We start from the raw sequence: 13386 nt of genomic DNA, 5'->3' as shown, positions 1-13386 counted from the left end.
GTTGTGAAAAACGCTGGCGAGGCTCCCCACGAGGAACTCGCGACCGGTGAGCGCTCCACGCGCAACCGTGTCGCGCGCTCCGTACTGGACCACGGCCCCTCCACCGTCGCCGACCTCGCGGGCCGGCTCGGGCTCACCCAGGCGGCCGTCCGCCGCCACCTCGACGCCCTCGTCTCCGAGAACGTCGTGGAACCCCGTGAGCAGCGTGTCTACGGCACGCGCACCCGCGGCCGCCCCGCCAAGGTCTTCGCCCTCACCGACTGCGGCCGGGACGCCTTCGACCAGTCGTACGACACGCTGGCCGTCGACGCCCTCCGCTGGATCGAGCGGACCGCGGGCGGCGGAGCGGCCGGCGAGGCCGCCGTGGCCGCCTTCGCGCGGGACCGCATCGAGACCCAGGGCGAGAACTACCGCGCCGCCGTCGCCGCCGCCGCCCCCGAGGAGCGGGCCGAGGCGCTGGCCAAGGCCCTGAGCGCCGACGGGTACGCTGCTACGGCCCGTACCGCGCCGGTCGGCGAGCAGCTCTGCCAGCACCACTGCCCGGTCGCCCACGCGGCCGAGAAGTACCCGCAGCTGTGCGAGGCGGAGACCGAGTTCTTCTCGAAGCTCCTCGGGACGCACGTGCAGCGGCTCGCCACCATCGCCCACGGCGACGGCGTCTGCACCACGTTCATCCCGCGCGGCTCCACCGGGAGCGGCGCCGCACAGACCACCACACCATCAGCATCTGCAAGCACGGCCGGGAGGAACCCCGCATGACTCTCCCCACGGAGACTGCCCACCCCGAACTCGAGGGTCTGGGCACGTACGAATTCGGCTGGGCCGACTCCGACGCGGCCGGCGCCGCCGCCAAGCGCGGTCTCTCCGAGGAAGTCGTCCGCGACATCTCCGCGAAGAAGAACGAGCCGGAGTGGATGCTGAAGCTGCGGCTCAAGGGCCTGCGGCTGTTCGACAAGAAGCCGATGCCGAGCTGGGGCTCCGACCTGTCGGGCATCGACTTCGACAACATCAAGTACTTCGTGCGGTCCACCGAGGCGCAGGCCGCCTCCTGGGAGGACCTGCCCGAGGACATCAAGAACACCTACGACAAGCTCGGCATCCCGGAGGCGGAGAAGCAGCGCCTGGTCGCCGGTGTCGCGGCGCAGTACGAGTCCGAGGTCGTCTACCACCAGATCCGCGAGGACCTGGAGGAGCAGGGCGTCATCTTCCTGGACACCGACACCGCGCTCAAGGAGCACCCGGAGCTCTTCCAGGAGTACTTCGGCACCGTCATCCCGGTCGGCGACAACAAGTTCGCCTCGCTGAACACGGCCGTGTGGTCCGGCGGATCCTTCATCTACGTCCCCAAGGGTGTCCACGTGGACATCCCGCTCCAGGCCTACTTCCGCATCAACACGGAGAACATGGGCCAGTTCGAGCGGACGCTGATCATCGTCGACGAGGACGCCTACGTCCACTACGTCGAGGGCTGCACCGCCCCGATCTACTCCTCGGACTCGCTGCACAGCGCCGTGGTCGAGATCATCGTCAAGAAGGGCGGCCGCTGCCGCTACACGACCATCCAGAACTGGTCGAACAACGTCTACAACCTGGTCACCAAGCGCGCCGTGGCCTACGAGGGCGCGACCATGGAGTGGGTCGACGGCAACATCGGCTCCAAGGTCACCATGAAGTACCCGGCCGTCTACCTGATGGGCGAGCACGCCAAGGGCGAGACCCTGTCCATCGCCTTCGCGGGCGAGGGCCAGCACCAGGACGCCGGCGCCAAGATGGTCCACATGGCCCCGAACACCTCCTCGAACATCGTCTCCAAGTCGGTGGCCCGCGGCGGCGGCCGCACCTCCTACCGCGGCCTGATCGAGATCGGCGAGGGCGCCCCGGGCGCCAAGTCCAACGTGCTCTGCGACGCCCTGCTCGTCGACACGATCTCCCGCTCGGACACCTACCCGTACGTCGACGTCCGCGAGGACGACGTCTCGATGGGCCACGAGGCGACCGTCTCCAAGGTCTCCGAGGACCAGCTCTTCTACCTGATGAGCCGCGGCCTCACCGAGTTCGAGGCGATGGCCATGATCGTGCGCGGCTTCGTCGAGCCGATCGCCAAGGAACTCCCCATGGAGTACGCGCTGGAGCTCAACCGGCTGATCGAGCTGCAGATGGAGGGCTCGGTGGGCTAGGCCCCCCAAGGCCCCGGGCACCCGCCCGGACCCGCCGCCCCGATCACGTCCCCGGGCTCACACGGTGAGCCCAGTGAGCGGGCCCGGTGGCGGCCGCGGCCGGAGCAGAGCTTCCGGCCGCGGCCGCCGAGGACCCGCGAACGCACCGAATGCAGAAAGCGAGCAGACCGACAGCCATGGCTGAGGCTCAGAACGCCCCCGAGGACCTCCGCAGTACTCCGGTCCAGGGGGGACCCCCTCCGGTGGGCTCCACCACCGCCGGCTCCATCGCGGTGGCCGCGGAGTCGACCGTCGCCACCCGTATGAGCGCGCCCCCGTCGTTCGACGTGGCGGACTTCCCGGTCCCGCACGGCCGCGAGGAGGAGTGGCGGTTCACCCCGCTGGAGCGCCTCCGCGGGCTCCACGACGGCACCGCCGTCGCCACCGGTTCGGGCGTCAAGGTCGCGATCGAGGCGCCCGAGGGCGTCACCGTGGAGACCGTCGGCCGCGACGACGCGCGGCTCGGCCGCGCGGGCACCCCGGTCGACCGGGTCGCCGCCCAGGCGTACTCCTCGTTCGAGCAGGCGTCGGTCGTCACCGTGCCCAAGGAGACCGTGCTCACCGAGCCGGTCCGGATCGCCGTGCACGGCGAGGGCGGCACCGCCTTCGGCCACCAGCTGATCGAGCTGGGCGCGTTCGCCGAGGCCGTCGTCGTCATCGACCACACCGGTGACGCGGTCCTCGCGGCCAACGTCGACTACGTCCTCGGCGACGGCGCCAAGCTGACCGTCGTCTCCGTCCAGGACTGGAACGACAAGGCCGTCCACGTCGCCCAGCACAACGCGCTGGTCGGCCGGGACGCCTCCTTCAAGTCCGTGGTGGTCACCTTCGGCGGCGACCTGGTCCGCCTCCACCCGCGCGTCTCGTACGCCGGCACCGGCGGCGAGGCCGAGCTCTTCGGCCTGTACTTCACCGACCGGGGCCAGCACCAGGAGCACCGCCTCCTCGTCGACCACAACGTGCCGCACTGCAAGTCCAACGCGGTCTACAAGGGCGCCCTCCAGGGCGACGACGCGCACGCGGTGTGGATCGGCGACGTCCTGATCCGCGTCGCGGCCGAGGGCACCGACACCTACGAGATGAACCGCAACCTCGTCCTCACGGACGGCGCGCGCGTCGACTCGGTGCCGAACCTCGAGATCGAGACCGGCGAGATCGCCGGCGCCGGCCACGCCTCCGCCACCGGCCGCTTCGACGACGAGCAGCTCTTCTACCTGATGGCCCGCGGCATCCCCCAGGCCGAGGCCCGCCGTCTGGTCGTCCGCGGCTTCTTCGCCGAGCTCGTCCAGCAGATCGGCCTGCCGGACGTCGAGGAGCGCCTCATCGCCAAGATCGAGGCGGAGCTGGAGGCGTCCGTCTGATGACCTTCGTCAGAGCCTGCGCGCTGAGCGAGCTGGAGGAGGACACCCCGAAGCGGGTGGAACTCGACGGCACGCCGGTGTCGCTGGTGCGCACCGAGGGCGAGGTGTTCGCGATCAACGACATCTGCTCGCACGCGAACGTCTCGCTGTCGGAGGGCGAGGTCGAGGACTGCGCGATCGAGTGCTGGCTGCACGGCTCCAGCTTCGACCTCCGCACCGGCAAGCCGTCCGGGCTTCCCGCCACGCGCCCCGTGCCCGTATACCCCGTACAGATCGAAGGGGACGATGTGCTCGTCTCCGTCACCCAGGAGTCCTGAGTCACCCATGGCAACGCTTGAAATCCGCGACCTGCACGTCTCCGTCGAAGCCGACAACGGCTCCCGGGAGATCCTCAAGGGCGTCGACCTGACCGTGAAGCAGGGCGAGACCCACGCCATCATGGGCCCCAACGGCTCCGGCAAGTCGACCCTCGCCTACTCCATCGCGGGCCACCCCAAGTACACGATCACCGGTGGCACCGTGACCCTGGACGGCGAGGACGTCCTGGAGATGTCCGTCGACGAGCGCGCCCGCGCCGGCATGTTCCTCGCCATGCAGTACCCGGTCGAGGTCCCCGGCGTCTCGGTCTCCAACTTCCTGCGCACCTCCGCCACCGCGATCCGCGGCGAGGCCCCCAAGCTCCGCACCTGGGTGAAGGAGGTCAAGGAGGCGATGGGCGAGCTCCACATGGACCCGGCCTTCGCCGAGCGCAACGTCAACGAGGGCTTCTCCGGCGGTGAGAAGAAGCGCCACGAGATCCTCCAGATGGAGCTCCTCAAGCCGAAGATCGCGATCCTCGACGAGACGGACTCCGGCCTGGACGTCGACGCGCTCCGCGTCGTCTCCGAGGGCGTCAACCGGGTGCGTGCCACGGGCGAGGTCGGCACCCTGCTGATCACCCACTACACGCGCATCCTGCGCTACATCCAGCCCGACCACGTGCACGTCTTCGCGGGCGGCCGGATCGTCGAGTCGGGTGGCCCCGAGCTCGCCGACAAGCTGGAGGCAGAGGGTTACGAGCAGTACACCAAGGGCGGCGTCTCTCTGTGAGCGACGCGCCCCGGGCCACCGGCCCGCAGACCGCCTCCGACCCGCGGGTGAGCCCCGCGGGCGGAGCAGGGCACGAAAGGGGATGGGCGTGACACAGCTGCCCGGCCTCCTCGACACGGAGGCGATCCGCAAGGACTTCCCGGTCCTCGACCGGGTGCTCCACGACGGCAAGAAGCTCGTCTACCTGGACAACGCGGCGACCTCGCAGAAGCCGCGCCAGGTGCTCGACGCGCTCAGCGCCTACTACGAGCGCCACAACTCCAACGTCCACCGCGGTGTGCACGTGCTCGCCGAGGAGGCCACGGCGCTGTACGAGGGCGCCCGTGACAAGGTCGCGGCGTTCGTCAACGCGCCGAGCCGCGACGAGGTGATCTTCACCAAGAACGCCTCGGAGTCGCTCAACCTCGTCGCCAACATGCTGGGCTGGGCGGACGAGCCCTACCGCGTGGACCGCGAGACCGAGATCGTCATCACGGAGATGGAGCACCACTCCAACATCGTCCCGTGGCAGCTGCTGTCGCAGCGCACCGGCGCCAAGCTGAAGTGGTTCGGCCTCACCGACGACGGACGGCTCGACCTGTCCGGAATCGAGCAGGTCATCACGGAGAAGACGAAGATCGTCTCCTTCACGCTCGTCTCCAACATCATGGGCACCGTCAACCCGGTCGAGGCGATCGTCCGCCGCGCCCAGGACGTCGGCGCCCTGGTGCTGATCGACGCCTCGCAGGCCGCCCCGCACATGGTGCTGGACGTGCAGGCGCTCGGCGCCGACTTCGTGGCCTTCACCGGCCACAAGATGTGCGGCCCGACCGGCATCGGCGTGCTCTGGGGACGGCAGGAACTGCTGGAGGACCTGCCTCCGTTCCTCGGCGGCGGCGAGATGATCGAGACCGTGTCGATGCACTCGTCGACCTACGCGCCGGCACCCCACAAGTTCGAGGCGGGCACGCCCCCGATCGCGCAGGCCGTCGGCCTCGGCGCGGCCGTGGACTACCTCACCTCGATCGGCATGGAGAACATCGCCCGGCACGAGCACGCCCTCACCGAGTACGCGGTGAAGCGGCTGCTGGAGGTGCCGGACCTGCGGATCATCGGCCCGACCACGGCCGAGGACCGCGGCGCGGCGATCTCCTTCACGCTCGGCGACATCCACCCGCACGACGTGGGCCAGGTGCTGGACGAGCAGGGCATCGCGGTCCGCGTGGGACACCACTGCGCGCGGCCGGTCTGCCTGAGGTACGGAATTCCCGCGACCACGCGGGCGTCGTTCTATCTGTACTCCACGCCGGCAGAGGTCGATGCTCTGGTCGACGGCCTGGAGCACGTCCGTAACTTCTTCGGATGAAGGGCTGACGACGCGTGAAGCTGGATTCGATGTACCAGGACGTCATCCTGGACCACTACAAGAACCCGCACGGGCGGGGCTTGCGGGACGGTGACGCCGAGGTGCACCACGTCAACCCGACGTGCGGCGACGAGATCACGCTCCGGGTGAAGTACGACGGCTCCCGCATCGAGGACGTCTCGTACGAGGGGCAGGGCTGCTCGATCAGCCAGGCCTCCGCATCCGTGCTGAACGAACTGCTGGTCGGCAAGGAGCTCGCCGAGGCGCAGCGGATCCAGGGCACCTTCCTGGAGCTGATGCAGTCGAAGGGGCAGCTGGAGCCCGACGACGCGATGGAGGAGGTGCTGGAGGACGCGGTCGCGTTCGCCGGCGTCTCCAAGTACCCCGCCCGTGTGAAGTGCGCCCTGCTGAGCTGGATGGCGTGGAAGGACGCGACCGCGCAGGCGCTGGGCGGCGGCACCGACCCCGAGAGGACAACGGCATGACGGAGAACGCTGGGGCGGCGCTGAAGCCGGCCTCCGAGGAAGAAGTCCGCGAGGCGCTGTACGACGTCGTCGACCCCGAGCTGGGGATCGACGTCGTCAACCTGGGCCTCATCTACGGCATCCACATCGACGACTCCAACGTCGCGACCCTGGACATGACGCTGACGTCGGCTGCCTGTCCGCTGACCGACGTGATCGAGGACCAGGCGAAGTCCGCGACCGACGGCATCGTCAACGAGCTGAAGATCAACTGGGTCTGGATGCCGCCGTGGGGCCCGGACAAGATCACGGACGACGGGCGCGAGCAGCTGCGCGCGCTCGGCTTCAACGTCTGAGCCGGTCCCCGGCCCAGCCCGGGACGCGAACGGCCGTGCCCGTCAGGCAGACTGACGGGCATGGCCGTTTCCCTTTACCAGATCGCGATCGACTGCCACGACGCCCCGGCGCTGGCCCGGTTCTGGACGCAGGTGCTCGACTGGAAGATCGTGTACGAGGACGCCCACGAGATCGTCATCGGGGCGGACGCCGCCGCGCTGCCCGGCATGTGCTTCCTCCCCGTCCCCGAGGGCCGCACCGTCAAGAACCGTCTCCACCTCGACCTCAGCCCGGACGACCAGGCCGCCGAGGTCGAGCGGATCCTCGCGCTCGGCGCCACCCGGGCCGACGTGGGCCAGGGCGAGGACGTGACCTGGGCGGTGCTCGCCGACCCGGAGGGCAACGAGTTCTGCGTGCTGCGCCCGAAGAAGACGCTGGCGGACTGAGTACCTCCGCACGCCTGGCCCCGGGTCCGCGGGAGCCGGGATGCGCCTCGGCCCGGGTCCGCGGGAGCCGGGACGTGCGCCGCCCGGTCCGCGGGAGCCGGGCCCGCGGGCACCCCGGCCCCGGGGAACGGCTCAGGCCGTCTCGCGGTACGTCGCCTCGTCGAAGTCGGCCGGAAGCCCGCCGCCGGTCAGGTCCCAGGTCCACAGCCCGGCGAACGCGCCGGTGAAGCCGAGGCCGCGGATGAGGCCGTCCTCGACGTCCTCGGCGTGCTCGTCCGAGAGGACCGTCGCGTCGAGCGCCCCGCCGAGGGGCCGCCAGCCGGTTCCGGCGTCGTACCGGAAGCGCAGCCGGGGCCCGTCCACGTCGAACCCCAGCCGCAGCCGCGCGGTGTCGCCGAGGGGGACCTGGCCCGCCTCGTCGAGCGTGACCACGCCCCGGTCGCTGCCCGCCGCGCGCAGCACGGGGCGGCCGTCGTCGTCGGCGGTGACGTGGAGGAAATACCAGGTGAGCGTGTTGTAGTACGCGGTGATCCCGGCCAGGTGCTGGAAGGAGCGCGGCCGGTACTCGACCGTCGCCTCGAAGGAGCAGCGGTGCGAGGTCAGGCGCCGGGCGACCAGGCTGGGGCCGGTCAGGCTCCTCGGGGAGCGTCCGCCGCGCAGCCGCAGGTGGGAGGGCCGCTCGGTCAGGGACAGCCAGTCGGCCGACGGATGCCGGCGCAGGGTCGACCAGTCGGGCCCCAGTTCGGCCGCGTCGAAGTCGTCGGTGTCGTCGGTGCCGTCGGTGTCGTCGGTGCTGTCCGTGCTGTCGGCGTCATCGGTGTCGTCGGAGCGGGTGGGGCCGTCGTCCATGCTGTCGGCGGCACGGCCGTGCTCCGGCGGCCGGGGCGCGGCAGCAGGGCCGGGCGCCGGGACGCGGAGCTCCGGAAGGCCCGTGGGCGTCCGGGGCCACCCGTCCGGGGTCCAGGCGACCGGCGTCAGGGCCGTCTCGCGGCCGAGGACGCACGGACCGTGCCGCCCCAGCGGCCTGGCCACCAGGTACGCCATGTACCAGCGGCCGTCGGCGGTCTCCACCAGGCTGCCGTGACCGGCCTTCTGGAGGGGATGGTCCGGCCGGCCGGCGGAGGTGACGAGCGGGCCGGCCGGGTCGCGTTCGTAGGGGCCGGTGACCGAGCGGGAGCGCGCCACGGTCACCCGGTGCCCGTAGCCCGTGCCGCCGTCCGCGGTGAGCAGGTAGTACCAGGGGCCGCGGCGGTAGAGGTTGGGGCCCTCGACCCACGCGTCCTGCGCGGGGAGGACGATCCGCCGCGGCTCGCCGGTGAGCGCGCGGCGGGTCCGGTCGTACCGGGTGATCTCCAGCCCGGTGGATCCGCCGTGACCCGGACGCCAGTCGTGGACCATGTTCAGCAGGAGGCTCTCCCCGCCGTCGTGGAACAGCGAGGCGTCGAAGCCCCGGGCGTGCAGCGGCACCGGATCGGACCACGGGCCGTGCGGCGCCGGCGCGGTGACGAGCAGATTGGGACTGTCGGTGAAGCCGCCCGCGTACGTGGACACGTTGCTGTACACGAGGTGGAACAGGCCGTCCGCATGGCTGAGGGCGGGTGCCCAGACGCCCCCGGAGTCAGGGCATCCGGTCAGGTCGAGCAGCCGGGGACCGTCCAGCGCGCCGCCCAGCGGCCGCCAGTGCACCAGATCCGTCGAATGGTGCAGCCGGACGCCGGGGGCCCACTCGAAGGTCGAGGTGGCCAGGTAGTAGTCGGACCCCACGCGCACGATCGACGGGTCGGGGTGCGACCCCGCCAGCACCGGATTGCCGATCACACCCGGAACCTGCTCCCTCATCACCCCTCCGGCCGATCCCGGGCACGGGCGGCCGGTGATCACTCCGGACCGTAGTGTCGAACGTGTTCGCGGGCAACGGCCGGTCGGTCCGGGGTGCCGGGAGGGGGCTCACGGGCCCGCGGGCACCTCTTCGGCCGGTGCGCCGGGGGGAGGCGTCAGGCCGGTGAGGGCGCAGCGGGCGTCGTGGGCGCTCAGCGCCGCCCGGACCCGGATCACGTCGGAGCCCGAGGTGGCGTCCAGGCCGGTGGCGTCGGCCGCCCGCCGGAGCCGGTAGTCCACCGTGTTCGGGTGGATGCGCAACAGCTCGGCGGTACGCTGCCGGCTCAGCCCGCACTGGAGGAACGCCCGCAGCGTGCCCAGGAGTTCGGGCCTGTCGGCGAGCGGCCCCACCAGGTCGGCGAGCGCGTCGCGGGCCGGTCCCGGACGCATCAGCTGGTACTCCAGCAGCACGTCGGAGAGCCGGTGGACGCCCGGCCCCCGGCCCGAGGCGATCGCCACCGCGCGGATCTCGTGGACCAGACCGGCCGCCGCGGCGACGTCCTCGGGGGAGGCCGCCGTCGCGCCGGCCACGATCTCCACCCCGGCGACACGGCTCATGTGGGACACCACACCGGCCAGCCAGCTCCAGTCCTCCTCCGTCAGCAGGCCGGCCGGGACCCGGCGGGGGACCAGCACGATGCCGCCCTCGGCGCCCAGCGCCGCCAGCACGGGGGCGCCGACATGACGCTCCAGTTCGACGCGCAGCCGGCGGCGCTTGCGCTTGACGGCGATCAGCGGGCTCACCCCCTCGGTCCGTTCGTCCGGGTGGGGGCCGACCGAGAGCCCGAGCACGAGGTAGCAGGGCGGCAGGTCGAAGCCCCAGTGGGCGCTGCGGGTCCGCACGTCGTCGCCGTCGAGGAGCGCCGTCAGCACCGCCTGCCGGGCCGACTGCTCCTCGCTCGCCGCCGCCTGCCGCTCGGTGAAGTACCCGGCCACCACGGTGGCGGTCATCTGCTCCAGGAAACGGAGCACCAGCAGCCCCGCCTCCTGCACGGCGTCCAGGTCGTCCGGGCCGGCGTGGGGCGCCATCCGCTCCAGGCACTCCTGGGCCCCCACGTGGTACGCGCGGATCACCGACTCCACCGGCACGCCCTCCTCGGCGCGCTTCGCGGCCGACTGGCGGAGCACCTGCAACTGGGCGTCGTCCGGGAGTTCGCCGGTGCGCAGGACCGTCGCGCAGCTGCGGATGGCCTGCTCGACGACCCTGCGGATGTCGTTGCGCAGCTGCTCGTCGGGGAGGGTGCCGTAGACCGGCACGAGGTCGACCAGCCGGTCGAGCACCGCCGAGGTCAGTTCGCGCAGGGAGCCGGTGAGGCGGTGGTGCAGGGGCACGCCGCCGTAGGCAGGCGGCACGTAGCTGTCACTGTCCACTGGGCGACCTCATCGACCCTCGTACCTTACTTGCGGGTAACCAAGGTCGCCGCAGGAGGCGGGGGGTGTCAAGCACCGGTTCTCAGGTCCGGTGCGCCCCCGCGGCCTCGGCGAGCGCCGGTCCGAGGTTCTCCTTGCGCATCCGCTCGTCGACGTAGAGCAGGCCGAGGACCAGCGGCGGGAAGACCGCCGTCACGGCCTGCCCGACCAGGGCGCCGAGCAGCGCGAAGGCGAGCATCACCGCCGCGGCCACCGCGGCGCCGCCGCCGGACGAGCCGTCGGAGAGGGAGGCCGGACCGGCGGGGAGCAGGCTCATCAGCTGGAGCGGCAGCTGGACGAGGTAGGCGGCCACGGCGGCCATCAGGAAGGCCAGCATCGAGATGCCGAAGACGCGCCACCAGCTGCCGCGCACCAGCTGCGCCGAGCGGGACAGCGAGCGCATCACGCCCTGCTGCTCGAAGACCGCGGCCGCCGGGGCCAGCGAGAACCGCACCCACAGCCAGACCGCCGGCGGGCCCGTCAGCAGCACGCCCAGCAGACCGCCCAGGAAGAGCCAGCCGTAGCCGCTCCCGTCGTCGGAGACCAGCGCCAGGAGCGCGAAGATCATGCCGAAGAACGTCAGGACCAGCAGCACCAGCGGGACGGCCGCGATCAGCCCGGAGATCAGAAGGCTGCCGAGCACGGCCCACATCCTCGGCAGCGCCCGGCGCCACAGGGTGCGGAAGGAGCTCGGCAGTCCGAGCACCGCGTCCTGGAGGACCGCCGGACAGGCCGCGTGGACCAGGGCGCCCGCCACCAGCATCACCGCCCCGGCGGTGAGGTAGACCCCGCCGAAGGCCGCCAGCAGCGGCCAGACGTCGTCGGCGCGGGTGGACTCCGAGGTGTCGGCGAGATGCTGGATGTCGTGCGCGAACACCGCGTACGCCGCGGCCAGCGCGGCGGCGAACAGCGCCAGCGCCCCGCCGTAGACCGCGGCCGTGAACCCCAGCAGCTGCTTCCAGTGCCGCCCGAGGGTGGCGAACGCCCCGCCGAGGACGCCGCCGACCCCGAGCGGGGGCGCCAGCGGGATCACGCCGGGCTTCGGCGGCACGGGCGGCGGTGCCCAGCCGCCCAGCGGGCCGTGCGCGGGGTGGGGATGGGGCGGGTGGGCGTGGGTCATCTCTGTGTCTCCCCCGATGCCGGACGACGGCGTGCGGCAGGCGCCGGGTCGGCGCCGCCGGACGAACAAAATAGCGACAGCCGTACTCCTGCTCGCACCCGCCCCCGCCCCGTACCTGCGAGGACGCGGCGGCGGCGCCCCGCGCGGGGCCCGGCGGCCGGTCTGTGCCGGGGCATGCGCCGGCCCGTCCCGCGGGCCGTCGGCTCCCGGCGCGCGCAATGCCGCCCCGGCGGGGTGACGAGGCGGCCCGCCGCCGCCCCGCCGCGACGGTCCCCGGGCGGGTGCCGGGCCGCGCGGAGTCCCGTCGCGTCGTCCAGCGTCCCGGGTGGGGCCGCCCCGGCCGGTCTCCCCGGGGCGCGCCCGGGGGAGGCCGTGCCGCGGGCGCGGATGGGTTCACGGCAGGTCGCGGGGCGGGCGGGGTGTCGCTCGCTCCGGCCCCGGGCGGTCGTCGTGGGCGGGACCCCGGGTGCGGCGCGACCGGGAGGTGAGACCGGTTGGCCCGGGTGCGGCCCCGGCGGTTAGGTTTCCTGTCATGACTGACTCGCCCGACAGCACCACCGCTCAGCGCACCACCGGCGCCGTGGCCGCCGGTCTCGCCACCCTCACCGCCGAGGGCGTCGTCCTCGACACCTGGTACCCCGCCCCCGCGCTCACCGCGGAGCCCGGCCCCGCCGGCACCGAGCGGCTCACGGCCGAGCAGGCCGTCGAGCTCCTCGGCGCAGGCGCGGCCAAGGCCGTCGGCCCGGACGCCCGCCGTGGTGTCGAGGTCGTCGCCGTACGCACCGTCATCGCGTCCCTGGACGACAAGCCGCTCGACGCGCACGACGCCTACCTCCGTCTGCACCTGCTCTCGCACCGGCTGGTCAAGCCGCACGGGCAGAACCTCGACGGGCTCTTCGGGCTCCTCGCCAACGTCGCCTGGACCAGCCTCGGCCCGGTCGCCGTGGACAGCCTGGAGACCGTGCGCCTCAACGCCCGGGCCGAGGGCCTGCACCTCCAGGTGACCTCCGTGGACAAGTTCCCGCGGATGACGGACTACGTCGCCCCCAAGGGCGTGCGCATCGCCGACGCCGACCGCGTCCGCCTCGGCGCGCACCTCGCCGAGGGCACCACCGTCATGCACGAGGGCTTCGTCAACTTCAACGCCGGCACCCTCGGCACCTCCATGGTCGAGGGCCGCATCTCCGCGGGCGTCGTGGTCGGCGACGGCTCGGACATCGGCGGCGGCGCGTCCACCATGGGCACCCTGTCCGGCGGCGGCAACGTCCGCATCGTGATCGGCGAGCGCTGCCTGGTGGGCGCGGAGGCGGGCGTCGGCATCGCCCTCGGCGACGAGTGCGTCGTCGAGGCCGGCCTCTACGTCACCGCCGGCACCCGGGTCACCATGCCCGACGGCCAGGTCGTCAAGGCCCGCGAGCTGTCCGGCGCGAGCAACATCCTCTTCCGCCGCAACTCCGTGACGGGCACGGTCGAGGCCCGCCCGAACAACGCGGTGTGGGGCGGCCTCAACGAGGTGCTGCACAGCCACAACTGAGCGGCGGCGGCCGCCGTCCCGGCCGCCTGAACGATCAACGTCCTGATCCGCTGCCGAGCTGCCGGCAGCTGTCGACGTCGGTCACCACCGAGCGCCCTTCCACGGCCCGAGGACGGCCCGGGAGGGCGCTCGTGCGCCGACGGAAGCCCATTCGATCTCCGTACCCGAGCACGTACCGCACCCGGGA

Annotated in this window: 13 protein-coding genes; 10 read left to right on the top strand and 3 right to left on the bottom strand. The window is 72.3% G+C overall.

Annotation, left to right across the window (positions count from 1 at the left end):
- The first annotated feature begins 3 nt into the window (after positions 1–3).
- The 9 genes from IAG43_RS07035 (at position 4) to IAG43_RS06995 (ending at position 7257) form a co-directional block, all read left to right on the top strand.
- Positions 4–759, top strand: coding sequence for a helix-turn-helix transcriptional regulator (locus IAG43_RS07035; RefSeq protein WP_246574115.1), 756 nt, complete (start codon positions 4–6; stop codon positions 757–759).
- Complete coding sequence (sufB, locus tag IAG43_RS07030; RefSeq protein ID WP_187739896.1) at positions 756–2177, top strand: Fe-S cluster assembly protein SufB; 1422 nt, start codon at positions 756–758, stop codon at positions 2175–2177. Before IAG43_RS07035 ends, sufB begins: the two co-directional genes overlap by 4 nt.
- A gap of 176 nt (positions 2178–2353) precedes the next feature.
- Positions 2354–3577, top strand: a complete 1224-nt coding sequence (gene sufD / locus IAG43_RS07025; RefSeq protein ID WP_425508573.1) for a Fe-S cluster assembly protein SufD — start codon at positions 2354–2356, stop codon at positions 3575–3577.
- Positions 3577–3894 (top strand): bifunctional 3-phenylpropionate/cinnamic acid dioxygenase ferredoxin subunit, encoded by a 318-nt coding sequence (locus IAG43_RS07020; RefSeq protein WP_187739894.1) that lies wholly within the window; start codon positions 3577–3579, stop codon positions 3892–3894. Before sufD ends, IAG43_RS07020 begins: the two co-directional genes overlap by 1 nt.
- Before the next feature lie 7 nt (positions 3895–3901).
- Positions 3902–4666 (top strand): Fe-S cluster assembly ATPase SufC, encoded by a 765-nt coding sequence (sufC, locus tag IAG43_RS07015; RefSeq protein WP_187739893.1) that lies wholly within the window; start codon positions 3902–3904, stop codon positions 4664–4666.
- 88 nt (positions 4667–4754) lie between these two features.
- Positions 4755–6011: a cysteine desulfurase gene (locus IAG43_RS07010; protein ID WP_187739892.1), complete on the top strand. Its 1257-nt coding sequence runs from the start codon at positions 4755–4757 to the stop codon at positions 6009–6011.
- Between the two features lie 14 nt (positions 6012–6025).
- Entirely contained in the window at positions 6026–6496 is a 471-nt protein-coding gene (gene sufU / locus IAG43_RS07005; RefSeq protein ID WP_187739891.1) for a Fe-S cluster assembly sulfur transfer protein SufU, read from the top strand.
- The gene (locus tag IAG43_RS07000) at positions 6493–6831 is read left to right on the top strand and encodes a metal-sulfur cluster assembly factor (protein ID WP_153480386.1); all 339 of its coding nucleotides are present in this window, start codon (positions 6493–6495) and stop codon (positions 6829–6831) included. Before sufU ends, IAG43_RS07000 begins: the two co-directional genes overlap by 4 nt.
- Before the next feature lie 60 nt (positions 6832–6891).
- Entirely contained in the window at positions 6892–7257 is a 366-nt protein-coding gene (locus IAG43_RS06995; RefSeq protein ID WP_187739890.1) for a VOC family protein, read from the top strand.
- Between the two features lie 132 nt (positions 7258–7389).
- Here IAG43_RS06995 and IAG43_RS06990 read toward each other — a convergent pair whose 3' ends face one another.
- The 3 genes from IAG43_RS06990 to IAG43_RS06980 form a co-directional block, all read right to left on the bottom strand.
- A complete protein-coding gene (locus IAG43_RS06990; RefSeq protein ID WP_187739889.1) occupies positions 7390–9096 on the bottom strand; it encodes a glycoside hydrolase family 43 protein in 1707 nt (568 codons plus the stop codon).
- A gap of 108 nt (positions 9097–9204) precedes the next feature.
- A complete protein-coding gene (locus IAG43_RS06985) occupies positions 9205–10506 on the bottom strand; it encodes a PucR family transcriptional regulator (protein WP_223005915.1) in 1302 nt (433 codons plus the stop codon).
- Positions 10507–10588: 82 nt separating this feature from the next.
- Positions 10589–11665 carry a DUF7847 domain-containing protein gene (locus tag IAG43_RS06980; RefSeq protein WP_246574112.1) on the bottom strand — a complete coding sequence of 359 codons (1077 nt, stop codon included), beginning with the start codon at positions 11663–11665 and terminating at the stop codon, positions 10589–10591.
- A 532-nt stretch (positions 11666–12197) separates the two neighbouring features.
- Between IAG43_RS06980 and dapD the strand changes: the two genes are divergently transcribed.
- Positions 12198–13199, top strand: coding sequence for a 2,3,4,5-tetrahydropyridine-2,6-dicarboxylate N-succinyltransferase (gene dapD / locus IAG43_RS06975; protein WP_187739888.1), 1002 nt, complete (start codon positions 12198–12200; stop codon positions 13197–13199).
- The last annotated feature ends 187 nt before the right edge of the window (positions 13200–13386 follow it).

This window comes from Streptomyces genisteinicus, assembly GCF_014489615.1.
Lineage (GTDB): Bacteria > Actinomycetota > Actinomycetes > Streptomycetales > Streptomycetaceae > Streptomyces > Streptomyces genisteinicus.
The sequence above is the reverse complement of the archived record's forward strand: the minus strand, read 5'-3'. Positions and strand labels throughout refer to the sequence as shown.